The organism is Vibrio sp. T11.5, assembly GCF_027587155.1.
Taxonomy (GTDB): Bacteria; Pseudomonadota; Gammaproteobacteria; order Enterobacterales; family Vibrionaceae; genus Vibrio; species Vibrio neptunius.
In genome coordinates, this window is the sequence record NZ_JAPPTP010000007.1 from 50507 (window position 1) to 75172 (window position 24666).

The following is a 24666-nucleotide window of genomic DNA, read 5'->3' on the forward strand; positions in this document are numbered from 1 at the left end:
CTTTGGGCGTTCAATCAAATTGCAAAACCGATATCACATTTAAGCGTTCATTTTTTTGCATTAATAAATATGTATGTATGGCGAGATAAATTGCCCCTAAATCTCTCATAACTCAGCATTTTGCATATACTCAATTGGGGCCTCTATAATTTTATGACTCATAGAGGCTCATGGTTTGATCAAGGAACTCATCATGACTGCAATACAAAGAAGAACAAAAATCGTCACTACGTTAGGTCCGTCTACGGACAAAGAGGGGATTCTCGAAGCTATCATTCAGGCTGGCGCAAATGTGGTCAGAATGAATTTTTCACACGGCACCGAAGAAGATCATATTCAGCGAGCCACTCGCGTACGTAATATTGCGGCTCAATATGGTACCAATGTCGCCATCTTAGGAGACCTCCAAGGTCCCAAAATTCGGGTATCAACATTCAAAGACAACAAGATTCATCTCGCCGTCGGGGACAGCTTCATTCTCGACAGTGACCTCGCTCAGGGAGAAGGTGATCAACATGCTGTAGGCCTTGACTACAAAGAGCTACCGCAAGACGTTTCAACAGGCGATGTTTTACTGCTCGACGATGGTCGTGTGCAACTGCAAGTCACCAAGGTCTCTGGCAATCAAGTGATTACCAAAGTCATTATTGGCGGTCCACTCTCTAACAACAAAGGTATTAATAAAAAAGGAGGAGGCTTATCAGCAGATGCACTGACTGAAAAAGATAAGAATGACATCAAGGTCGCAGCACAAATTAAAGTGGATTACCTCGCGGTTTCGTTTCCACGTAATGGCGAAGACATGAAGTACGCTCGTCGCCTAGCAAGGGACGCTGGATTAGAAGCAAAATTAGTCGCAAAGGTAGAGCGTGCTGAAACGGTAGAAAGTGAAGAGAATATCGACGATATCATTCTCGCTTCAGATGCCGTCATGGTTGCTCGTGGCGATTTAGGGGTAGAAATTGGAGACCCAGAATTAATTGGGGTACAAAAACAACTTATTCGCCGAGCGCGAAGCCTCAACCGCACCGTCATCACAGCGACTCAGATGATGGAATCCATGATCGAAAATCCTATGCCTACCCGTGCGGAAGTCATGGACGTGGCAAATGCCGTCTTGGATGGCACCGACGCGGTAATGCTTTCAGGAGAAACAGCAGCGGGTAAATACCCTCTGGAAACCGTGCGCTCAATGGCAGAGGTATGTTTAGGCGCGGAAAAAATGTCGGCTATTAACCGGTCTAGTTACCGAATGGACTCCGTGTTCAAAAGCAGCGAAGAAACCATCGCTATGTCGACCATGTTCGCTGCAAATCATATGAAAGGTGTCAAAGGCATAGTGACTCTTACCGAATCGGGTCGTACAGCATTGATGATGTCACGACTCAGTTCAGGTCTACCTATCTTTGCCCTATCACGGAATGAAAGCACCCTGAACCACACTGCTCTGTATCGCGGTGTCACACCCGTTTACTTCGACTCTAAAGGCGATTCAGGTTTACCGACGGCCAAAGCGGCCGTTAATTGTTTAAAAGAAAAAGGGTTACTCCATGAAGGCGACCTAGTGATCATCACTCAGGGTGATGTCATGGACGTCGTGGGGTCAACCAACTGCATGCGTGTCCTGTCTGCTTAAAAGTGGCTGAGAGGGAGCGATAAGAGCTCCCTCGTTCATTTCTGTATGTTAGGAACCAAACGTTTTGAGACGGAAGCAAACATCTCTACAAATCGGAAACCCGAATCAAGCCCCATTTGATAGTCGTGCAGAAGCGCTTGTCGATCACTCATCAGCGAGTTGGACATCAAAGGCTGCTCTGGCTTGATCTGGATAATAAAGCAATCGTCTGGTGGATTGTGAAGAAAATCTTGAGTCAGGGAATAGGTCTGATAGTGAACCATCAACATGTCTGCCAGCCCCGAATCAAATTTCTCTCCAAGTAGATGACTTAATCGATAGATATCATCCGCTCCAAACAACCAACGTCCGCCGTTGAGAGACTCCAGGTGCTGAAATTTATCTTCCTGAGAACGTTGCAATTGCTCTGTAAAGAAACTTGCCCAATCTCCTTTCCATTGAGCAAGCTTTTGCTGCCAATGTTCTTGAACAAGATTAAACGAATCACGGTACCACTTAACGTCATTTTCGTGAGGCACATTTTCTGTCGCCGTTTTCAGATCTTCCCCTTCTGTGCGTATCACAACAATACAACGCGCCTCCTTACGCCATGCCTCTTGAACAGGAATGGACGCCGAAACTCCTCCGTCCACATACTCCCCATGCTCAAACGCCACCGCTTCATGGTACAACCTCGGGATCGCGCAAGTGGCAATGAGTACTTTGCGCCAATCATCCTGAAGCATAGGTAAATAATGATCGAAAAGACGACTAGTATCTGTGACCGCAGCAAACGCCTGACGATCAGCCAAAACCCGTCGCCCCATATCGATATCCAGTTTGTAGGGGAAATCACTGATCTTATCTAGCGCCCAGTCGATACCCAAATACTGCTTGCGCCTAATGTAACGAAACAGGTTAAAAAACTCTGCATCAGTAGTGAGTTCAAGAATGAATGAGCGCCCTATTCCTCGTTGGCGACAAAGATAGCCACAAAGATTTAGCGCACCTGCTGAAGTACCGTAAAAGGTATCAAAAGGGTCGAAATTAGATAGGAGAAAGGCATCAAGAACACCCGAAGTAAAAATGCCACGCTGGCCCCCCCCTTGAGCGACCAACGCATTCTTACCGCCAGTATACTTAGCAAGGCGTTGAGTATCCAACTGGATAGCAGCGCTGGTAACGACACCGCTGTTGTCCATAAGCTCAACCTAGGCAGAAGTGATCGCGACTAAACCAAAACCAATCAGAACCGCAAAAACGGCCACAGTGATGACTAACGCGTATTTTAGTTCGTGTTCCATAGACACCTCCTTGATTGTGTAACAAAGTAATAACATCGTTGTGAGGCATCTTCAATAATTCCCTTTTTTCTGTGCGTAATTATGACGTTACTATCACAATTAATAGGTGTAGCGCTCTGATTGGACAATCTTTATGGACATGAACAGGATTCACCTTTTCGTTTGTACTTTGCTCTGTTTTGCTCCACCAACTCTTGCAGATGTTTATCTGACACCATGGGTTGGTTATACCGCAGGTGGCAGCGTGGAAAATCAAGATCAACAGAACTATGACCTAAAGGGTTCTGAAAGCTTTGCTATCAGTACTGAAATGGATTTCGACAAAGGTAGAATAGGTTTGTTTTACGCCAATCAACACACTAGTGTCGAGACGCTTGGTCTTGGTTCGACCATGCATTACCTTCACTTTCAGAGTAGCATCTATTACCCCGTCGAGGAGTCGCTACACAGCTATCTCGGTGTGGGGCTTGGAGGCTCGTACATAGATGCTGATTGGGTCACAGACGAATTTGGTTTTTCGGCTAGTATCTTTGGAGGGTTTGCGTACCGTCTCACTGATAATTTTGCGCTAAATACTCAGTTACGTTGGCTTGGTACCGTTGTTGATAATGACACAAGTGGAATATGTTCTTTACCCGCATCACAGTCTGGAAGCTGCATCATCAAGTTTAAAACAGATTGGATGAATCAGTTTTCGGCTAACTTAGGGTTAACTTGGCATTTCTAGGAAACAATAAGATCACACTATTAACAATTTAGTAAAATAAATCAAACAGGCGGATGTTTTTCAGTCATACACTCTTTAAATGCAAAAAGGATTAAATTTCAATTAAACAACATTGTTACAAACTTTTATTCTACATAGTGATATTTTAATAACTATACTTACCGTCAAACTGTCATAAAAACAATTTTATCACCAACCAAGAACACTACCTTTACAACTACAATCTATTGCTTTAACTCATATTAGTAGTTAGTCTTTTCTTTATGCGCAGCTGATTATTTTAGCTAAAGCAAACACATACTCAACTTTTTAGAATTAAAATCTGAGAAACATTAGCAAAAGCAGTGTAAATAACCAAAAAATCATTCTATTGACGATATTTTATCAAGCATATCGATATATCTTCAAATACCTGCTTTCCAACTTGTGAAGCTTTTTAGGCTGCCGTTCAGTCTAAAAATTCGCTTTAGGGTAGCTTCAATCTCAGATACTGGATTTACAGGAGTCCTTTATGAAGCGAGAACAATGGGGATCCCGCGCTGGATTTATTCTAGCCGCTGTCGGATCGGCTATCGGTCTGGGAAACATTTGGCGTTTCCCTTATATGGCCTATGAAAACGGTGGTGGTGCCTTCTTTATACCTTACCTTTTTGCCATGATCACCGCAGGCATTCCCTTTATGATCCTTGAATTCAGCATGGGTCAGAAATATCGTGGTAGCGCACCTCGTACGCTAGCAAAAATTCACTCTAAGTTTGAATGGCTAGGCTGGTTTCAAGTAGGTGTCGCAGCGGTTATTGCTGTTTACTACGTTGCTGTTATCGGTTGGGCAATTTCCTACTTTGGTATGTCTTTCAACCAAAGCTGGGGCACCGATACCAATGCCTTCTTCTTCAGTGAATACCTTGGTTTAGGCGATAACTCGCCAACTAACCTAGGAAGCATTCAATGGAAAATTGCCGTTGCGATGCTAATTGCATGGGGTATCACTTACGCGGCTATTGTCGGTGGTGTCAAAGCAGGCATTGAGCGCGCATCTAAGATCATGATGCCGATTCTATTTATCATGGTTGTGCTACTGATTGGTCGTATGGTTTTCCTTCCTGGTGCCTTGGACGGCGTAAACTATATGTTTGAACCTGACTTTAGCAAAATCTGGGATGTGAAAGTTTGGGCAGCCGCGTATGGCCAGATCTTCTTCACTCTGAGTATTGGTTTCGCTATCATGCTGGCTTATTCAAGCTACTTGCCTGAAAAATCAGACATTACTAACAACGCCTTCATGACGGTCTTGATTAACTGTGGCTTCTCAATCCTAGCTGGTATCATGATCTTCTCAGTCCTTGGCTATATGGCGCAAGAGCAAGGTAAACCTCTGACTGAAGTCGTATCAGCGGGCGTTGGTTTAGCATTTGTCACACTGCCAGCTGCAATCAACTTGCTACCAGCGCCGTACATCCTAGGCCCACTTTTCTTCTTCGCACTAGTAGTTGCAGGTCTAAGCTCACACATTTCCATCATGGAAGCCGTGACGTCTGCCGTTATCGACAAACTAAAGTGGAGCCGTAAGAAAGCAGCAAGCGTTGTTATTGGTGTGGGAGTTGTCGTTTCTATGGCATTTGCAACCAATGGCGGTCTACTACTACTAGATTTGGTCGATCACTTCGCGAACAATGTCGGCATCATGGTGGGTGGTTTTGTCGAGATTATTCTTATGGCTTGGCTACTGAATAAAGTCAGTGATGTACGCGAATACGTTAATGAGATCTCTGACTTTTCTATCGGTGCTTGGTTCGTGGTTTGTCTGCGCTTCATCACCCCGATTATGCTGGCCGTTATTCTAGCAACCAAACTACAAACACTATTCACTGAAGGCTACGGTGGCTATGACCTAACTCTCGGTTGGGCAATGATTGCAGCTCTATTTGTTATTGGTGTATTGATTAACGCAACAAGTCGTAAGGAGGCCTGATCATGACAACAGGTGCGATTATTATGATGATACTGGGCCTTGGAATTACTTGGGGCGGCGCTGCTATATGTATCAAACGAGCAATGAATAAACAGCAGCAGTGATTACTGTTGTGGCTTGAGTAAAAATGCCGACACTGAGTGTCGGCATTTTTTATTGGTCAGAGCTAGAATGTGTATTTTAACCAGAAAAATAAAGGCTAATAGTTTCTCATATTTAAAAACCACCTATCTAAATTTAATAACAGGTAACGTCTTTTACAAGGTTTATTTGATCTAAATCGACAACTCGATCAGCAATGTTGATAGTCTCCTCTCGATGAGCAATAATTATTCTAGTCATTTTTAACTTAGAGACGCTTTCATCAACAAGCTGGATTACTTCTCCATCCAAATGACTTGTAGACTCATCCAAGCATAATATATCAGGTTCTCTATAGATGGCTCTGGCTAAATAAATCCTCTGTTTTTGACCACCAGAAAATACGCTTCCCATATCTCCTACTAATGAGTGATACCCCATGGGTAGCTTGATAATATCATCATGAATTGCTGCATTTTTTGCACATTCGTAAAGAAACTCTTCATCGTAAAGAGAATCAAACAAAGTAATATTTTCGACAATTGTGCCTGATAAAAGGTTATCATCCTGCATTACTGAGCCAAAAAAGCTTCGATACTGTTTTATTCCTATTTTATCGGCATCAATACCATTAATTAAAATCCTTCCGCTAGTCGGCTTCAATAAACCCAAAATAACTTTTAACAATGTTGTTTTACCACAACCAGAAGGGCCTACCAAAGCAATTGACTCTCCTGCTAAGATTGTGAGGTTAACATTATTCAAAATGTAATCTGAAGAGTCAGAATATCTAAAGCTGACGTTTTTAAGCTCTAAAGACTTGAAATTGTCAATTTGAACAGGACATAGTTTGGATGAACTATCAAACTCATTTTTTTCCAATGCAATATCAGATACCCGCTCTAAATGAAGCCCCATCATTTTGAAGCTCAGTATGTTATCAACCAATCCTTCTGCGCTATCTAAGAAATGCTTTTGATAAGCAATAAAGGCAATCATCATACCAATTGTAAGATCACCAGAGATAACAAAGGTAGCTGAAAAGTAGATACTAGTAATGCCACCAATACCGATAATAAGCTTGTTAATAACATCTTCTTTGATATTAATTTTAGCTAGTTTTATCTCACCATTTATTACATCTGCATATCTATTTAACCACAAGTTCTTTCGATTGTTCTCTTGAGAGAAAACCTTCAATGTCTGCATTGAACGCACAGTCTCTAAAAACAAACTTTTCTCTTTTGCCTCAGAGACAATCATTTCTTCAGTTGCATTTTTTGAAGGGTTATAAAAGATCCATTGAACAAGTGAAGAGGTAAGCACCAAAACTAAAGATATCAGTGTTAATTCAACGCTATAGAGGAACATCATGCCTAGTATGAGGATAACTGTAAAACCATCAATTATAGCTTCGATGAATCCGTTGGTTATCATTTCTCTGATCTCAGACATTGAATCAAATCTTGAAACTATGTCACCTACATGTCTCTTTTCAAAGAAATCCAGAGGCAAATTCAGTAAATGATTGAATAAATTAAGACCCATTTGCAAATTCAACGCACTACTCAACCTTATTGTAACCCAGCTTCTGAGTGCGCCAATTAGCACTTTAAAACACATCAATAAACCAAATGCGAAAGCTAATATCAACAGCAAAGATGAATCGTTGGTAACCAAAACACTGTCAATTACCCACTGCATATAATAAGGTGAGATAAGCGAAACAATCTGAAGAACACTAGTGAGACATACTAGATTGAACAAAACACTCTTTAGACCCGTCACTTTAGACCAAAGTTGCGAAGGTGAAATGGTCCTAACCTGATTTCGTTTCTTAAAATTAGCTGTTACATTCAGTTCTAAAGCAATGCCAGTATACGAAGCACTGACCTGTTCATACGTCAATGTACGCCTACCGATTGCCGGGTCATTAATTTGAATACCGTCACGACTAACAGACGTCAGCACTACAAAATGGTTGAGATCCCAATGCAAAATACATGGCAAGCTGAGTTGACTTATTTGTTCAAGCGGGCATTTTAATGCGCGGCCTGCTAAACCCATATCATCACATAGTTCAATAACCTGCTTAAGGCTCATACCATTACCATCAATCTTGAACTTGCTTCTAAGGGCGGCGAGATTTACTTGGTTACCATGATAACTAGAAATCATGGCTATTGATGCCAACCCACATTCAGAGACTTCTGATTGCATAACCATTGGAACTCGTCGATTAAGCTTAAAATTAAGCAGTTTTTCTGGAGTACCGTTGTCTAAATCATTGTCAGCTAAGTTCATTAAACTTTTCCTTTCAGCTTGCGTATTGGATCGAGGAACCAGTCAATTACTTTCCTTTTGTTCAAAATAATATCTACTTCTGCTTCAAGCCCTGGTTTTAATTGTAAAGTTTCTCCGTCCATTTCTATAACCTGCTTATCCAAAGTCGCTTTCACTAAATAAAACTCTCCTCTGCTTTGAAAAGAAGACGGCATAGCCTGAGAAGAGAGCAGCGTTTTATCTATTGACATTATTTCACCATGTACAACCCCATATTTTTCATGAGGGAATGCATCAAATCGAATTACGATATCATCATTTTTTTTAACAAAACCAGCCGCTTTAGTCGGTAAGAATACTTCTAATACGAGGGTAGAATCGATAGGTAGAAGGGTAACTACTGGCATCGAAGAGACTACCCGCTTACCTGGATAAGCTTGAACGGAGGACACAGTACCCATATTAAAAGAACGCTGCATAAATTGATCATTCGCTCGCAAGCGTTCAATCTCTAGATCGATGGCGTCTACCTGTCTACGCAACTTAGATTTTTTAATTTTTATATTATCTTGGTGTGCGCTTAACACGGATTGAACCAAAGCCAGCTCTTTCTCTTGTTCAGAAACTTCAAACTTTAGCCTAGCATCACTTTCTAGAGTTTTTAGATAGTCTTCTCGAAATGAGTCATAAGTTATTGATGATATATTCCCATCAATAAGAAGCTTTTTATTTTTTATGAGCTTTTTCTCTTTACTTTCGATTAATTCCTTATTGATATCTATCATATTATTTAATGCAATCAACCCATTAGTATAGGCTTTTTTTTGTTTTGAAGCTGAAACATAATTAATATCATCAATACGTATTGAAGTTTCTGTTTCTTCAATAAACTTTGCTTTCTCGTCCACTAAAGACTTTATCGTCATTAAGTCAAGAGATTGCCCATCTATATTGGAGTTATTTGTCTTTAGCATAAAGAGTGCATCATCTTTATGGATAGTATCTCCCTCAGAAACATATAGATCTCTAATAACACCATCACGCTCAGGAAAAACATTTATTACACCTTTTTCTGGAACTAAGTAGCCTCGCACGGTTTCTTTTTTATTGTATTCAAGCTGGCTAACAAAAATCAAAAACACTAACATCAAGGTGCAAGAAATTGTACATATGAGCTTCAGTCTTTTAGGCTGAGTCAGTATAACCTCTCCATAAAGGCTTTGCTTCTTCGCTTCGAAAACTTCTTTTCTAAACATCCTTCCCTCCCTATTTAAGGCGCGAGATATTAATAAAAAAAATACAAACCGTCATAATTATTCAAACCCGATATGTGATCAATTTCACAATAACAAATAAATTAATTACAATTTATTTGCATGAATATAAATCAAAATAATAACATTGACCAGACCAATAAAATTGATTTTGAATTGGTTAAAAAATTACCACATAGGTGAGATTAAAAATAAATAAGGGAAAATAATGAAAAAGATTGAATGTCAACAAATGGCTGTACTGAACGACCAAGAACTTGAAATGGTTTCAGGAGGCAGCTGGAGCGATCGCTTGAATCGAGCAGTATCTCGCGCTTTAGGTGGCGGTCGTTGGTCTAGAGGCTGTGGGGCTGGTGCTCGTGATGCTCAGAGAGGTCGCCGCTCGGGAGGCAGCAGTGGCAGACGTGACAATGGTCGAGATCGTCGAGATCGTCGAAACTAAACACATTAGTAATAAATGATACACTAGCGAGCCAGAGAATGGCTCGCTATTTTTAAGAGAAACAGTATTGAAAAATGTGGAAAAAATAGCCAGAAACGTTGGGTTCTTTATATGGATAGGTGAACCGAACAACTGTATCAGTGGATATATTAATATCTGGAAAAAATCATATCCTAATAGTGATTTTGAATTGTGGATAGATCCTTCTGCATTACTAGCTAATAAAATCAATGACGTTATATTATGTGGGAAATCCAGTATAGAGGAAAGGTTATCATGCCAAGATAGATTTCATTCATATTGTCGTTACAACTCTGGAAATTCTATTGATACCAATATAATTGAATATTCAAAAATCCATAAACCAGAAATAACAGAATCATTAATTAAACATAGGCGTAAAATAGAGAGCGATCTACTTTCGGTAAAGAATAATTTAAACATTAGATATTTAAGTGAGAATAGCTTCTATAATAAAGAGACATACAGATTATATCAAAAAGAAATAACATTACGCCAAAATCTTGCAAGCGCAAGTGATTTGGCGAGATTATCATTACTATACAAAATGGGAGGCACTTATATTGATGTCGATACATTGCCTTGCCTTAAAGATACACACCAAATACACCATATTAATAAAAACTCAATAACCGAGCTCGTTCTTAGTGAATCGATATTATGCAAAATCGAGCCGAATAGTAGAACATTGTCTTGCGAACAGCTAAAGCATCTCATTGATATAATCAAGAAAGACTGTTTTATTAACTTTTATTATATAACCAAAGCCATACATCGAGTTGATTCTTTCCCAAAATTTAGTTCTCTTCCTACATTGTGTAGCAATGATGCGCTACACCTGAGCGTCAAAGACGATGCCGAGTTTAACAACAATATCCTTCGATGTCACAAACAGTCCAGACTTGTAAGAATCATTATTAAAGAGTGCTTAAGACGCTATAGGTATATTGAACTATGGGAATATGATAAACCGATTTCAACACGTGTTGGAAACAGTAGTTATTACAATAGACTAAAAAATTATAGATTAGATGGATTACAAGATATAGAGAATGCAACACTTTTACTTAGTGGCCCTGTTTTAATCTTAGAAGTAATAATTGGTGTATACTATTCACTATCTAGTACAGATAAAAACATCTCAGAAAGTGAAGTTTGCACTCTGATACAAAATGCACCTTTTAACCTAGGTATAAGACAGCAAACTAGAATGACAGGACAAGAAACTCGCTCCTCTTGGCTTAAAACAGTTTAATTCGTAAACTAGGTAAAGTATAAGTCGATATCTTAAAAATATGGACAGAGATGCATAATTGAAGTGTTTTTTTGATTCTGCGCAAATGAAGAATACATACCCAAACGGCGCTTTTAACTCAATTTTGATGAAGAGCAACAATGCCTGATATGTAGTTGTAATGGTCAACTAAGATTCGCCACAGTTTTGTAAGTATCCAAGTAAATTTTTTCGGGGTTAGGCCACCGGTGTACTAGTGCGCTCTGACTTGGCTGTTATATCTAATGATATAACCAACATTACTGTATCAAGCTTCAACTAAACTGCGAAAACCACTGACAGGCATCCACTCTGTTGTCAGACTTCAAGGAAGCGATCCACTGGACTAAGATCCCAACGGTTACCTCTACGAGATAAAGTCTGTTTAATTTGATATAACCCTAGGGTCTGACGGTATGTTCGACTTGTGCAATGCGTTAGTTGCTCTTTATTACGGATAACTCCTTTAGACATTCCTCGTGACTCATAAGCCACCTTTACCGATTTGACGGTCAACTGACTATTGTGGACGAAAAGGATGTAGCACAACCAACAGGTTTTCGAGCGAATAAGTCGATAAAAACCGTTAAATAAGCCCAACAACTCAAACTCGTGTCTGAATTCGTAACGATGCCTACAATAGCTCGCGTTGTGAGCCTATTGGGCAAGCGATCTAATTCGAAGTTCATGCGCAAGAATAGCTCTCGGTCGCATTTTCCAATACTTTTAACTACTGCAATGGACACCGAATATGCTAAACCGTTTGAGAATACTGTAGCTCTGTTTGAGTTGTTTAAGTCTCTCGACTATCGAGAGTTTGTCAGTGAGTGCGACCTCAACAGAGCTTTAGCCTTTTTATGATTTCATTTTGCTCTTCAAGCTCAGCGATTCGCTTTATAAGCTCTCGGTTCTCCTTGGTTCTATCGCCAGCGGTACTGCACCCTGTATCTCTTGTTCAATCTGCCTTAACCACTCGTCCATAGCAGATTTGCTCACATTCATCGCTTCAGCCGCTTCGACCAAAGAGTAACCTTAGTCAACAACTAGCCGGACTGCTGGTTACTTTTTATGGCCCCTAAAAAGAAAAGGAGGTTAACACCTCCTTTTTCAACTAAAACTAACAATAGTAGTTAAACGTTGTTGCGGATCCACTCATCCATTTCAGTTTTCAGGTTATCAGACTTTGTACCGAAGATAGCCTGAACACCACCTGCAACAACCACTACGCCAGCCGCGCCTAGTTGTTTCAGTTTGTCTTGATCAACCGCCTCTGTATCCGCTACTGCAACGCGTAGACGAGTGATACATGCATCTAGGCCAGTGATGTTTGCTTTACCACCGAATGCGGCAACCAGATCACCTGCCAAATCTGAACCCGATGTAGCGACTGCTTCTTCAGATTCATCTTCACGACCAGGCGTTTTAAGATCCATGACCTTGATGATGGTACGGAAAACCACATAGTAAACCACAGCATAAACTATCCCTGTCGCAATCATCAGTCCTATCTTCTGAGCATTGCCCGACAATAGTATAAAGTCCATTAGACCATGCGAGAAGGTGGTGCCGTGTACAAAGCCTAGCGTGTTAGCAACAACGTACGCAGAGCCAGCCAGTAGAGCGTGGATACCATAAAGAATAGGTGCAACGAATAGGAACGAGAACTCAATTGGTTCAGTAATACCTGTTAAGAATGAAGTCAACGCAGCAGACGCCATGATACCCATTACCTTCGCACGATTCTCTGGTTTAGCAGAGTGAGCAATCGCAATAGCAGCGGCTGGTAGACCGAACATCTTGAACATGTAACCACCCGCTAGCTGACCGAAGCCATTACCAGCGGCACGCGATGCTTCATCAGCTACTAGATAACATCTAAGAACGCCATTTTGTACTTCACCTACTGTGTTTACGCAACTACCCGCTTCGAAGAAAAATGGGACATTCCAAACATGATGCAAACCTAATGGAATTAGAGAACGCTCAACAACACCGTAAATCCCAAAAGCTAGCTCTGGGTTCTGAGTTGCAGCCCAATGTGAGAATGTTTGCATAACTGATGCTATGGGAGGCCAAACTACAGAAAGAACTAAAGCTAGTGCAATAGCTAAAAAGCCAGTGATGATAGGCACCGCACGCTTACCTGCAAAGAAACCTAAGTATTCTGGAAGCTGTATCTTAAAGAAACGATTAAAAGACCAAGCAGCAATACTACCAACAAAAATACCACCCAACACACCTGTTTCATATTGTTTTCTGATTAAGTCTATAGCTTTATCATCCAATATTGAACCTGCTGCTTCAGCTGCAGCTTGTGCTGACTCCACACTTAGGTTAGCCATCACACCAAGTGTTGCTGTCATGATGCCGTAGCCAACAATTGCAGCCAGACCCGCCACACCATCGTTGTTAGTAAAGCCAAGTGCAACACCTACTGCGAAAAGTAGTGCCATTTGACCAAATACTGAACCACCCGCTTGCTCCATTAAGTTGGAAACAACTTCCGGAATGAAACTCAGATCGGCAGCACCTACCCCGAGTAGAATACCTGCAACAGGTAAAACCGATACTGGTAGCATCAGAGCTTTACCCACTTTTTGCAGGCTAGCAAAAAGGTTATTAAACATGTTTATGCTCCTGAAAAGTTATAAGAATTATCGGGTTCTAACGGCACACCCCCGTAGCCTTAAATGTTAGCACCCCGCGAAAATGTAACCACATCTTGCAGTATATTTTCCGGCTCTAAATATATATTGATGGTGAACAAACTTTCTAGCAGGTTACGGAAATAAGTTTCAAACTAATAGATAGATCACAATCCAAAATAGGCGAATAGAACCCATGATTTCAGTGTATCTGATTGATATTTATTAAATTAATATTAATGCCTATTAATTTTGACGAGTAAATAAAATAAACTCAATTGTTATTTCATGTAACAAAATTACATTGTGATACTTTCAGCTTCTCATCTTCAACAAAATTAGTAAACAAGACAATTTATAGTACTAAAAGTGATTTGAGACACAAAAAAAGGAGCTTGCGCTCCTTTTTCATTCAAAACTCTTTTTTTATCTCAAAAAAAGATTTCGGAAGTTTTGACTGGTTTTTAAGCCAACTTCGCTCAGTGATGTGTTTTTTAACTGGGCAATATAGGAAGCTACTTCAACCACGTAAGCAGGCTGGTTCTGTTTCCCTCGGTGTGGCACAGGTGCAAGGTACGGTGAATCAGTTTCAATTAACAATCTATCAAGTGGTAGTGTTTTAACCACTTCTTTTAGTTCAGTTGCCTGCCTGAAAGTAACGATCCCTGAAATGGAGATATAAAAACCAAGATCCATCGCCGCTTCAGCGAAAGCAAGATCTTCGGTGAAACAGTGAATCACGCCGCCACATTTATCAGCCTGGCCTCGACGTAAAATATCCAACGTATCTTGTCGGGCATTCCGTGTGTGGATGATCAAAGGTTTATTCAGCTTAACGGCTAATTCAACGTGCTGCTGGAATCTTAGCTTTTGTAACTCAGCAGTCTCAGGTTGATAGTGGTAATCCAGCCCAGTTTCGCCTATTGCAACAACTCTGGGGTGCGAGGCATATTCGTGTAATCGGTCTAAGGCAAACTCACTCTCTACATCTAGAGGGTGAACACCACAAGAAGCGTAAACGTTGCCAAAAGGCTCAATCATTTCCAGCATTGCAGGAAACGAATCTAGTGTAACCCCAACAGAAAGTAGCTCTGAGACTTTGGCAGCCTTAGCCTTTTCAACTACGTCTTCAATACCAGAATGCAGATCCTGATAATCCAGTTTGTCTAAGTGACAATGTGAGTCTACAAACATGATTCCTCATTAAATTTAAATAACCAATCTAAGATCAGCAGTTCACTATTTAACCCAGTGTGCTCTCGTAATTGTCCAAGCAACTGACTCAGGTTTGTTGTTTGAGTATAGAGCAATTGATAACTGAGTTTGGCCGCCAAAACCTTTGAGCCTGGTGTAAAATAAGGCATCTGAACACCAAAATGACTCTTTTGAGCATCTGTCAGCAAAAACCATATCCATTGTAAGTACTCAGATGGTGATGTCGCCAGCTCTTTGGCTAGCTTGACGCTATCGCCCGTCAATTGAGTGACTTCAAGGAAATGCTTTTCAATCTGATGATATTTTTCAATTTTCCCCTGTTCAACAAACGCTTGAGTCTTGAGTGGCGCATTGCCATTGACATGTGCCGCAAAAGCAGGGATTGCCAAAGTGACTTGTTCATTTAACCATTGAGCAAGCAACTCTGAACTCGGATTCACCACGTGCCATTGCTGGCAACGGCTGGTAATCGTTGGAAGCAACCGATGTGCTTTGTGACTAACCAGAAGAAACATACAACTGTTAGATGGCTCTTCTAGTGTTTTTAATAGAGCATTTGCAGCAGATTCGTTCATCGCTTCTGCGGGTTCGATGATGAACAACCTCACTCCTGACAACTGTGAAGACTCTTGAGCTAAACGATTACACTCGCGCACCTGCTCTACCGTGATAGTTTTGCCTTCTTTCTCAGGTTTAACAATATGGAAATCCGGGTGATTGCGTGCCTGCATTAGCTGGCAACTATGGCAAAAACCGCAAGCTTCACTGGCATAGTTGCTACACATTGCAGCTCCACTAAACCGCTCCACGAGTTGCTCAGCACCCAGTCCTTTCTCCGCTATCAATAGTGCTGCATTGGAAAACCTATCTGATTCCAGACTAGCCTGCCATTCGCGCCAAGTGTCGGTTAACCAAGGATAGATAGAATTCATGGTTATTGTGCCAACCAATTCGTTAAATGGGTTCTAATATCTTGTGCGACGCTATCAATACTTTGTTCAGCGCTAACTACAACGACACTTTCATCATTGCTTGCCAACTCAAGATAACGCTCTCTTGTACGGTCGAAAAAGCTCATATCCATCTTCTCAATTCGATCCAACTCGCCTCGGCCTCTCGCCCGCTCAAGGCCGACGCGTGGGTCAAGGTCAAGGTAAATGGTCAAATCTGGTTTAAAGTCACCCAATGTTGTCTGCTTAAGCGCCGCCATAGTTTGTTTAGATATTTGACGTCCGCCTCCTTGATAAGCCTGAGAAGACATATCATGTCGATCTCCTACTACCCAAGTACCGCGATCTAATGCTGGTTTAATGACATTTTCAACCAACTGTACCCTCGCCGCATACATAAGGAGCAATTCGGTCATATCTTGCAACTCTTCCCCTACATGGTCTTGTTTGACCAAGGTTCTGAGTTTCTCTGCTAGCGCCGTTCCACCCGGCTCACGAGTATTCGTTACCTTCTCAATACCAGCTTGCTTTAGCGTATCAAGCACCGCATTAATTGCTGTACTTTTACCTGCGCCTTCTAGGCCTTCAATTACGATAAATTTCGCTTGTGTCATTTGTTACTTCTTAGTTGTCTTAGATAAGCGCGTACCGCGCGATTGTGTTCACTCAGCGTCTTGGAAAAAACATGACCGCCATCTCCGCTGGCCACAAAGTATAAGTAACTGCTGTTTTCAGGATTGGTGGCTGCAGCAATGGAGGCCTCACCCGGCATCGCAATCGGTGTTGGCGGTAAGCCAAAAATCACATAGGTATTGTAAGGTGTGGGTGTGCGTAAGTCTTTCTTGCGTATGTTACCATCGTATTTTTCACCCATACCGTAGATCACTGTTGGGTCGGTCTGAAGGCGCATCCGCTTGTTAAGACGGTTTACAAACACTCCAGCAACACGTTCACGCTCAGCACTTACTGCCGTCTCTTTTTCAATGATAGAAGCCAGGATTAATGCATCGTATGGAGTCTTTAACGGCAAATTGTCTTGCCTTTGCCGCCAGTGCTTATCAAGAATTTGCTGCAACTTTTTTGCAGCTCGCTTGATGATATCAAGATCAGAAGTACCGAGCGTGTAATGATAAGTTTCAGCAAGCAATAAGCCTTCAAGTTTTGATTCTTCAAGGCCAAGTTGTTGCGCAATCTCTGCTTCACTCAAAGCCGATGTTTTATGCTCAAGGTACGGGGCTTGTTCTAATGCTAATCGCCATTCCGCGAATGTTGAACCTTCAACAAAGGTAATGGCGAATTGATGCTCTTTGCCGGTTTTGAACAGCTCTAGCGCCTGTGTGAGGTTAATACCGGGAGTAAGCAAGTATGTCCCTGCTTTCACTTGTGTGAGTTCTGGGTGAAATCGTCGAACTAGCTTTGACACACCAGCAGCAGCAATCAGTTCATCATCCGTTAAATCAGCCAGTAAACGGTTGAAACTCATACCCGTCTCAATCGTGTAAATCTGTTCTTCTTTCAGCTTTAATGGCTGAGTCACATACTCATCGACTTGTTTAGTAACATAAATAAATCCTGCACCAGCAATCAGTAATACAAGTGCCAGAAATAAGGTGATTCTCTTAATCACGGGTTAACCATCTCCTGAATTTTTTCTGTTATTGTTCCTATTGAAAAGGTCTGAGTGCCAATGCTTTTTACTGGGGCGACACCAAGGATTGAGTTTGATATAAAGACTTCTTCTGCTTCGTTTAGCTCTTCAAGCCTGTAATGACCAATCGATAAAGTAAGCCCACAACTTGATAAGCGTTCAGCAACAACGCGACGCATAACACCTGCAACCCCCGCATTCGTTAAATCGGGGGTGTAGATGATTCCCTGTTTGACCCAATACAAATTAGCCATTGTTGTCTCAATTACATAGCCGTTCACATCCAGTGCGATTCCATCCAGGAAACCTTGTTGGTCCATTTCAGCTTTGAGCAATACTTGCTCAAGTCGATTATTGTGCTTATGGCCCGCCAACAAAGGGTTTACCCCTAGTCTCTTGCTACATAAACCTAAACCAATTCCATCCATCAACCATTGTTCATAGTGAACCGGATAATTAAAGGCGCCAATAGTAACATTTGGTAAGGTCACTTGAGTAGGGCTATATCCACGCCCTCCTTCTCCTCGGCTGATGTGTAACTTCAATCCTGAGCGAGTAGACTCTAGACACATTTTTTCTAACCAATCTTGCACCTCTCTCCAGTTCGGAGAGGCGATACCTAGTAAGTCGAGGCAAGATTGCATCCGGTCTTGATGTTTATCCCAATGTTGAATGCGACCTTTGACAACCAACATGGTGGTGAAACAACCGTCCCCATATTGAAATGAGCGATCAGTAAGGGAGATTGAGTCTGTGGTGTGTCCATTTACCAAGTACATAATTGATATCCACATAAAAGAAAACGGCTTAATGCCAAAGCATTAAGCCGTTTTATCACAAATTGGGTTGTGACTCTTTATATCTTTTTGAAAACCAAAGAACCGTTAGTACCACCAAAACCAAACGAGTTACAAATGGCATACTCTGAATCGATAGGTTGTGCCGTATGCGGTACTAGATCAATATCTTCAAGACCTTCGTCGCGATTATCTAGATTAATCGTTGGTGGAACCATTTGATCAACCAGTGACATGATAGTCACGATCGCCTCAACAGAACCTGCAGCACCAAGTAAGTGTCCCGTCATCGACTTAGTTGAAGAAACTTTCACTTGTTTAGTGCCTTCTTCACCTAGCGCACGACGGATACCTTTCACTTCAGCCACATCGCCAGCAGGAGTAGACGTACCATGTGCGTTTACGTAGCCGACTTGTGTCCCCGTGATACCCGCGTCACGCATGGCAGCTTCCATTGCTAAAGCACCACCGGACCCGTCTTCGCTCGGAGACGTCATGTGGTATGCATCTCCAGACATACCAAAGCCAACCAGCTCTGCGTAAATCTTGGCACCACGAGCTTTTGCATGCTCGTACTCTTCCAATACAATGATGCCCGCGCCATCACCTAGAACAAAGCCATCACGATCTTTGTCCCATGGTCGAGAGGCTTTTTGTGGCTCATCGTTGCGAGTCGACAACGCTTTCGCCGCACCGAAACCTGCCATACCCAGCGGCGTCGATGCTTTTTCAGCACCACCAGCAACCATAGCTTCAGCATCACCGTAAGCGATCATGCGAGCGGCATGACCAATGTTGTGCAAACCCGTGGTGCACGCCGTGGAGATAGCGATGTTAGGGCCACGAAGACCACGCATAATAGATAAGTTACCAGCAACCATGTTTACAATGGTTGAGGGCACGAAAAATGGGCTAACTTTGCGAGGGCCTTTTTCAACAAGTGCTGTATGGCCAGCTTCGATAAGATCAAGGCCACCAATGCCTGAACCAATCGCAACACCGACGCGTGCTGCGTTGTCTTCATTAATTTGCAAGCCAGAGTCGTCTAGAGCCTGCATACCGGCTGCGATGCCGTACTGGATGAATAAATCCATCTTACGAGCATCTTTCTTGGACATGTACTCTGTACAGTCAAAATCTTTTACTAAGCCTGCAAAGCGAGTGGAAAAGTTTTCAGCATCAAAGTGATCAATATTAGCGATACCACTTTGACCGGCTAGCAGGGCTTTCCAGGATGATTCAACGGTGTTGCCGACCGGTGACAACATACCCATGCCAGTGACAACAACACGACGCTTGGACACGATTTTATTCTCCGGGATTGAAATGTATGAGAGGTAAAGAAGGAATAAAAGAACACAGGCGACCGGAAGGCCGCCTGAGAGAGATATTACTGAGCGCTGTTCACGTAGTCGATAGCAGCTTGAACAGTAGTGATTTTCTCAGCTTCTTCGTCTGGAATCTCAGTGTCAAATTCTTCTTCTAGAGCCATTACTAGTTCAACAGTGTCTAGAGAATCAGCACCTAGATCATCAACGAAAGAAGCTTCGTTTTTAACTTCTGCTTCGTCTACACCTAGCTGTTCAACAATGATTTTCTTTACGCGTTCTTCGATGTTGCTCATTTTTTCTTTTCCTTTACAGATTTCGCTCAATGCGATGATTCCGTAGTTTATTCGAACTATTGAAAGTTGCAAGGGGGTCCTTGCTGGTCAAACCACAATTTTCGCGATTTTAACCGAAATTCAATACATTTTTGACTTATATCATGCACAAATGTTGCGCATTTTAATGCCAGTTATCACAAACTGTAGGCCATTTTTATGACAACGAATAGCCCATTTTGTTCAAACATAGGCATTAAACCATGTACATGCCACCATTAACATGCAAAGTTTCACCAGTAATGTACGCAGCTTCCGGAGAAGCTAGGAACGCTACCGCTGATGCAATTTCGCGAGGATCACCAAGACGACCTGCCGGCACGTTTGCAAGAGTTGCTGCACGTTGCTCGTCATTTAGCGCCTTAGTCATATCAGTTTCGATAAATCCCGGTGCAACAGTATTAACGGTTACGCCACGAGAGGCTACCTCACGCGCCATGGATTTAGTGAAACCAATCACGCCAGCTTTCGCTGCTGCATAGTTAGTTTGACCTGCATTACCCATTGTACCAACAACTGAACCAACGTTGATGATACGGCCCGCACGTTTCTTCATCATGCCACGAAGTACCGCTTTTGACATTCGGTAGATCGGTGTCAGGTTAGTATTGATGATGTCATTCCACTCATCATCTTTCATACGCATAAGTAAGTTATCACGCGTAATACCTGCATTGTTCACCAGAATATCGATTGCGCCAAACTCATCATTAATATTTTTCAGAGTTGCTTCAATGGATTCGATATCTGTCACGTTTAGCGCCAGGCCTTTACCATTTTCACCAAGGTATTCACTGATTGCAGCAGCACCATTTTCTGAAGTCGCAGTACCGATAACCGTCGCGCCTCGTTCAACAAGAATTTCAGCGATAGCACGACCAATACCTCGACTTGCGCCAGTAACCAGTGCAATCTTGCCTTCTAGGTTCATCATGATTGTTATTCCTTAAAAGTTTACTTAGCGGCTTCTAAAGATGCAGCATCGTTTACTGCAGCGCCACTGAGTGTCTTCACGATACGTTTTGTCAGACCCGTTAGAACTTTACCCGGGCCTAATTCAAGAAGTCTTTCTACACCTTGTTCGCTCATTAGCTGTACACTTTCAGTCCAGCGAACTGGGCTGTATAGCTGGCGCACAAGTGCATTTTTAATTTTCGCAGGGTCATTTTCAGCAACAACATCAACGTTATTGATAACTGGCAATAGAGGAGTATTGAACTCAATCTCTTCTAGAGCGACAGCCAGTTTATCGGCTGCTGGCTTCATCAAAGCACAGTGAGAAGGCACTGAAACTGGCAGTGGCAGAGCTCGCTTCGCCCCCGCTTCTTTACACAAAGCACCTGCGCGTTCGACTGCGTCTTTACTACCTGCAATCACAACCTGACCGGGTGAGTTGTAATTTACTGGTGATACCACTTCACCTTGAGCCGCTTCTTCACACGCTTTAGCAATAGACTCATCATCTAGACCGATGATCGCGAACATAGCCCCAGTGCCTGCTGGCACGGCTTCTTGCATGAGTTGACCACGCAGTTCAACCAGCTTGATTGCTTCTTTAAAGTCAATCACACCAGCACATACTAATGCCGAATATTCACCTAGACTATGGCCCGCTAGGTTCGCAGGCTGCTCTAGGCCAAGCTCTTGCCAAACACGCCAGATAGCCACCGAGGATGCTAACAGTGCTGGTTGAGTACGAAAAGTTTGGTTGAGATCTTCAGCTGGGCCATTTTGAACCAACGCCCATAGGTCGTAACCTAACGCCTCAGATGCTTCCGAAAAAGTGTTTTTTACTACTTCATACTGTTCGCCAAGTTCAGCAAGCATACCGACTGCTTGTGAGCCCTGACCTGGAAATACGATAGCAAAATTGCTCATTTTCTTTTCCTTTAAAACAAAGTAAGAAAGATTAAGATGCCTAAAAAGGCATCTTAATCTTTTAAATTCGGTTGGGATTAGAACTTAACCAGCGCTGAGCCCCAGGTAAAGCCACCACCAAATGCTTCTAATAGAAGCGTCTGCCCGCGTTTAATTCGCCCGTCACGAACAGCCTCATCAAGTGCCGTTGGTACAGTAGCTGCAGACGTATTGCCATGCCTGTCCAATGTGATAACCACTTGATCAAGCGACATAGATAGTTTCTTTGCCGTTGCAGAAATAATGCGATAGTTCGCTTGGTGAGGCACTAGCCAGTCTAGTTCAGACTTATGCATATCGTTGGCAGCCAGCGTATCTTTAACGAGTTTTGATAACTGCGTCACAGCGACTTTAAACACTTCATTGCCTGCCATGTGTAACCACTTGTCAGCATCTTTTCCACGCTCGGGAACCTCAAGGCTTAGCAACTCACCAAAACGGCCGTCCGAGTAGATATGCGTTGAAAGAATCCCAGGCTCTTCACTTGCGCCCACCACAACAGCACCAGCACCATCCCCAAACAAAATGATGGTTGAGCGATCGGTTGGATCGCAGGTTTTGGACAAAGTGTCTGAACCGATCACGAGCACATTTTTACACATGCCTGTTTTAATATGCTGGTCTGCCACTGAAAGCGCATAGACAAAACCTGAACATGCGGCGGCAATATCAAATGCCGGACACCCTTTAATATCTAATTTAGCTTGCACTTGACAAGCAGAAGAGGGAAAAGTGTGGCTACTGCTGGTGGTCGCGACGATGATCAGGTCAATATCATTCTTATCGATGCCCGCCATTTCAATGGCGTTTTCTGCAGCGATATACCCCATATCTGCAACCGTTTCGTTCTCAGCTGCAATACGACGTTCTTTAATACCAGTACGAGTAACAATCCACTCATCGCTTGTATCTACCATTTTCTCCAAGTCTGCGTTTGAACGCACCTGAGATGGCAGGTAGCTGCCAGTACCTAAAATTTTGCTATACATGAAGACTAATAATGCCTCTCGAGTAAAACCGCTTCCAAACGATCGCTAATACGGCTTGGTACTTGTCGTTTGACCTCGTGTAACGCTTCTCCAATGGCGTTGATGACAGCGTCTACGTCAGCACTTCCGTGGCTTTTTATGACAATGCCGCGCAATCCTAGCAAACTTGCGCCGTTATACTGGTCGGGGTTCAATGTTTTCAGCTCATTAAATAGACCAGAAAACAATTTTCTTGCAATCCAGCCTTTTACAGATGAAGCCATCATGCTCGCTTTCAACTTTTCAATAAATAGCTGGGCGGTACCCTCACATGCTTTGAGGCAAACATTACCAACAAAGCCGTCACATACCACCACATCCGCCGCATCGTGGAGTAACTGATTACCTTCAATATAGCCGACAAAATTCACGGACTGCGTCTGAGACAACATTTCAGCACAACGTTTAACCAGATCGTTACCCTTAATTTCCTCGGCACCGATATTGAGAATTGCCACCCGCGGCGGCCTATCCAAGTATTGCTCGGTCAATGCACTTCCCATCACAGCGAACTGGAACAATGAATCAGCGTCACTAGAAACGTTTGCTCCAAGATCAAGCATCCAAGTTCTGCCACCGGAAGCGGTGGGTAAAGCAGAGATTAATGCTGGGCGTTCAACTCCTGGTAATAACTTCAGTCGAAAACGTGATAAAGCCATGAGTGCCCCTGTGTTTCCACCACTGACACATGCATCGGCACTGTCTTGCGCAACCGCATCAATAGCCATTCCCATAGAGGTACCACTACTGTTTCGAAGTGCGAGAGAAGGTTTTTCAGAATCTGAGATAACTCGGTCACTATGTTGAATACTCAAACGAGCATCAGGCTGATAACCAAGAGACGATAATTGAGTTGTGATCGCGGTCTGATCACCTATGAGGATCACTTTCAGCTCTGGGAAATGCGACAGTGCCTGCACGGCGGCAGGCACTGTGACGCGAGGACCGAAATCCCCGCCCATTGCATCAAGTGCAACGGTTATATTAGGCAAAGGTCAACCTTACTTGTTGATAACCTTTTTACCACGGTAGTAACCTTCAGCAGTTACGTTGTGGCGCAGGTGAGTTTCACCTGAAGTTGCGTCTACAGATAGTGCAGCTGTAGATAGGGCATCGTGTGAACGACGCATGCCACGCTTTGAACGTGATTTCTTGCTCTTTTGTACGGCCATTGACCCTACTCCTATGTTAATTCTTAAAGAATTACTTCTTTAAGTTTTTTAAAACATCGAATGGATTCGGCTTTTCTTCCACAATTTCTTCTGGAATTTCACCAAATACCAAATTGTCTGATTTAACGCTGCAATCCGCTTCTTCGTGCTTTGCGATTTGAGGCAAGTTTAGAATGAACTCGTCTTCAACTAACTGTATCAGGTCAATTTCACCGTACTCGTTCAGATCTACCAAATCGTACTCTTCCGGTGCTTCCTCTTCAGTCTTTTCACCTTTGTAAGGTGTATAAGTGAATTGGACATCGCACTCATGTGCGAAAACCTCATTACAGCGTTGACACTCTAAATCAACTTCGATGTTAGCTTTACCAGAGATAACAACGAGTCGCTGTTCATCTAACTCAAATGACAATGACACTTGAGCGTCGCGTTTAACGCCTTCAACTGATTCGAACAAACGCTTAAAAAGACTAACCTGAATGATACCATCATAATCAAGTCGCTTCTGAGCAGCGCGTGCCGGATCAACCGTTCGCGGTATTTTTACCTTTTGCATAGGGCGCGAATTCTATCTTCCAATTCGTTTTGAGTCAAAGAAAAAGGATAAAAAGTTGTAGTTTTTTTCCTTATCATCAGAAG

25 protein-coding genes are annotated in these 24666 nt (G+C 42.5%); 6 read left to right on the forward strand and 19 right to left on the reverse strand.

Annotated elements, in window-relative coordinates; all coding sequences use genetic code 11:
- The first annotated feature begins 193 nt into the window (after positions 1-193).
- Positions 194-1636, forward strand: a complete 1443-nt coding sequence (gene pyk / locus OH455_RS09455; protein ID WP_269981200.1) for a pyruvate kinase — start codon at positions 194-196, stop codon at positions 1634-1636.
- A gap of 35 nt (positions 1637-1671) precedes the next feature.
- Here the strand turns inward: pyk and OH455_RS09460 are convergent, their stop codons facing one another.
- Positions 1672-2817: a patatin-like phospholipase family protein gene (locus tag OH455_RS09460; RefSeq protein WP_269981201.1), complete on the reverse strand. Its 1146-nt coding sequence runs from the start codon at positions 2815-2817 to the stop codon at positions 1672-1674.
- A 9-nt stretch (positions 2818-2826) separates the two neighbouring features.
- A complete protein-coding gene (gene cydH / locus OH455_RS09465) occupies positions 2827-2919 on the reverse strand; it encodes a cytochrome bd-I oxidase subunit CydH (protein WP_157634025.1) in 93 nt (30 codons plus the stop codon).
- Positions 2920-3058: 139 nt separating this feature from the next.
- Here cydH and OH455_RS09470 point away from each other — a divergent pair, with 139 nt between their 5' ends.
- The 3 genes from OH455_RS09470 (at position 3059) to OH455_RS09480 (ending at position 5722) form a co-directional block, all read left to right on the forward strand.
- Positions 3059-3646 (forward strand): outer membrane beta-barrel protein, encoded by a 588-nt coding sequence (locus OH455_RS09470; protein ID WP_269981273.1) that lies wholly within the window; start codon positions 3059-3061, stop codon positions 3644-3646.
- 511 nt (positions 3647-4157) lie between these two features.
- Positions 4158-5618, forward strand: a complete 1461-nt coding sequence (locus OH455_RS09475; RefSeq protein ID WP_269981202.1) for a sodium-dependent transporter — start codon at positions 4158-4160, stop codon at positions 5616-5618.
- Positions 5619-5620: 2 nt separating this feature from the next.
- Entirely contained in the window at positions 5621-5722 is a 102-nt protein-coding gene (locus OH455_RS09480; protein WP_157634026.1) for a MetS family NSS transporter small subunit, read from the forward strand.
- Between the two features lie 133 nt (positions 5723-5855).
- Here the strand turns inward: OH455_RS09480 and OH455_RS09485 are convergent, their stop codons facing one another.
- Together OH455_RS09485 and OH455_RS09490 are read right to left on the reverse strand one after the other, a co-directional pair.
- Positions 5856-8003 (reverse strand): peptidase domain-containing ABC transporter, encoded by a 2148-nt coding sequence (locus OH455_RS09485; RefSeq protein WP_269981203.1) that lies wholly within the window; start codon positions 8001-8003, stop codon positions 5856-5858.
- A complete protein-coding gene (locus OH455_RS09490) occupies positions 8003-9238 on the reverse strand; it encodes an HlyD family secretion protein (protein ID WP_269981204.1) in 1236 nt (411 codons plus the stop codon). Before OH455_RS09490 ends, OH455_RS09485 begins: the two co-directional genes overlap by 1 nt.
- A 226-nt stretch (positions 9239-9464) precedes the next feature.
- Here OH455_RS09490 and OH455_RS09495 point away from each other — a divergent pair, with 226 nt between their 5' ends.
- Both OH455_RS09495 and OH455_RS09500 read left to right on the forward strand, forming a co-directional pair.
- A complete protein-coding gene (locus tag OH455_RS09495) occupies positions 9465-9698 on the forward strand; it encodes a hypothetical protein (RefSeq protein ID WP_269981205.1) in 234 nt (77 codons plus the stop codon).
- A gap of 76 nt (positions 9699-9774) precedes the next feature.
- On the forward strand, positions 9775-10974 hold the full coding sequence (locus OH455_RS09500; protein ID WP_269981274.1) for a TcdA/TcdB catalytic glycosyltransferase domain-containing protein: 1200 nt from the start codon (positions 9775-9777) through the stop codon (positions 10972-10974).
- A 912-nt stretch (positions 10975-11886) separates the two neighbouring features.
- Here OH455_RS09500 and OH455_RS23405 read toward each other — a convergent pair.
- The 15 genes from OH455_RS23405 to yceD form a co-directional block, all read right to left on the reverse strand.
- Positions 11887-12015 carry a hypothetical protein gene (locus OH455_RS23405; protein ID WP_443088594.1) on the reverse strand — a complete coding sequence of 43 codons (129 nt, stop codon included), beginning with the start codon at positions 12013-12015 and terminating at the stop codon, positions 11887-11889.
- Positions 12016-12122: 107 nt separating this feature from the next.
- The gene (ptsG, locus tag OH455_RS09510; RefSeq protein WP_269981206.1) at positions 12123-13619 is read right to left on the reverse strand and encodes a PTS glucose transporter subunit IIBC; all 1497 of its coding nucleotides are present in this window, start codon (positions 13617-13619) and stop codon (positions 12123-12125) included.
- A 444-nt stretch (positions 13620-14063) separates the two neighbouring features.
- The gene (locus tag OH455_RS09515) at positions 14064-14831 is read right to left on the reverse strand and encodes a TatD family hydrolase (RefSeq protein WP_045975496.1); all 768 of its coding nucleotides are present in this window, start codon (positions 14829-14831) and stop codon (positions 14064-14066) included.
- Positions 14822-15784: a DNA polymerase III subunit delta' gene (locus OH455_RS09520; protein WP_269981207.1), complete on the reverse strand. Its 963-nt coding sequence runs from the start codon at positions 15782-15784 to the stop codon at positions 14822-14824. The genes OH455_RS09515 and OH455_RS09520 overlap by 10 nt, the downstream gene beginning before the upstream one ends.
- Before the next feature lie 2 nt (positions 15785-15786).
- Positions 15787-16416, reverse strand: a complete 630-nt coding sequence (tmk, locus tag OH455_RS09525) for a dTMP kinase (RefSeq protein WP_269981208.1) — start codon at positions 16414-16416, stop codon at positions 15787-15789.
- Entirely contained in the window at positions 16413-17429 is a 1017-nt protein-coding gene (gene mltG, locus OH455_RS09530; protein ID WP_269981209.1) for an endolytic transglycosylase MltG, read from the reverse strand. The genes tmk and mltG overlap by 4 nt, the downstream gene beginning before the upstream one ends.
- A complete protein-coding gene (gene pabC, locus OH455_RS09535; RefSeq protein WP_269981210.1) occupies positions 17426-18229 on the reverse strand; it encodes an aminodeoxychorismate lyase in 804 nt (267 codons plus the stop codon). The genes mltG and pabC overlap by 4 nt, the downstream gene beginning before the upstream one ends.
- Positions 18230-18306: 77 nt before the next feature.
- Positions 18307-19551 (reverse strand): beta-ketoacyl-ACP synthase II, encoded by a 1245-nt coding sequence (gene fabF / locus OH455_RS09540; protein WP_269981211.1) that lies wholly within the window; start codon positions 19549-19551, stop codon positions 18307-18309.
- An 86-nt stretch (positions 19552-19637) separates the two neighbouring features.
- A complete protein-coding gene (acpP, locus tag OH455_RS09545) occupies positions 19638-19871 on the reverse strand; it encodes an acyl carrier protein (RefSeq protein WP_004406112.1) in 234 nt (77 codons plus the stop codon).
- Positions 19872-20106: 235 nt separating this feature from the next.
- Positions 20107-20841, reverse strand: a complete 735-nt coding sequence (gene fabG / locus OH455_RS09550; RefSeq protein WP_029236328.1) for a 3-oxoacyl-ACP reductase FabG — start codon at positions 20839-20841, stop codon at positions 20107-20109.
- 23 nt (positions 20842-20864) lie between these two features.
- Complete coding sequence (gene fabD / locus OH455_RS09555; RefSeq protein ID WP_206374066.1) at positions 20865-21788, reverse strand: ACP S-malonyltransferase; 924 nt, start codon at positions 21786-21788, stop codon at positions 20865-20867.
- Between the two features lie 77 nt (positions 21789-21865).
- Entirely contained in the window at positions 21866-22816 is a 951-nt protein-coding gene (locus OH455_RS09560) for a beta-ketoacyl-ACP synthase III (protein ID WP_045975503.1), read from the reverse strand.
- Positions 22817-22821: 5 nt separating this feature from the next.
- Positions 22822-23847 carry a phosphate acyltransferase PlsX gene (gene plsX / locus OH455_RS09565; RefSeq protein WP_269981212.1) on the reverse strand — a complete coding sequence of 342 codons (1026 nt, stop codon included), beginning with the start codon at positions 23845-23847 and terminating at the stop codon, positions 22822-22824.
- A 9-nt stretch (positions 23848-23856) separates the two neighbouring features.
- Positions 23857-24027, reverse strand: coding sequence for a 50S ribosomal protein L32 (gene rpmF, locus OH455_RS09570; RefSeq protein WP_006959289.1), 171 nt, complete (start codon positions 24025-24027; stop codon positions 23857-23859).
- 31 nt (positions 24028-24058) lie between these two features.
- Positions 24059-24583, reverse strand: a complete 525-nt coding sequence (gene yceD / locus OH455_RS09575) for a 23S rRNA accumulation protein YceD (protein WP_006959290.1) — start codon at positions 24581-24583, stop codon at positions 24059-24061.
- Positions 24584-24666 lie beyond the last annotated feature (83 nt).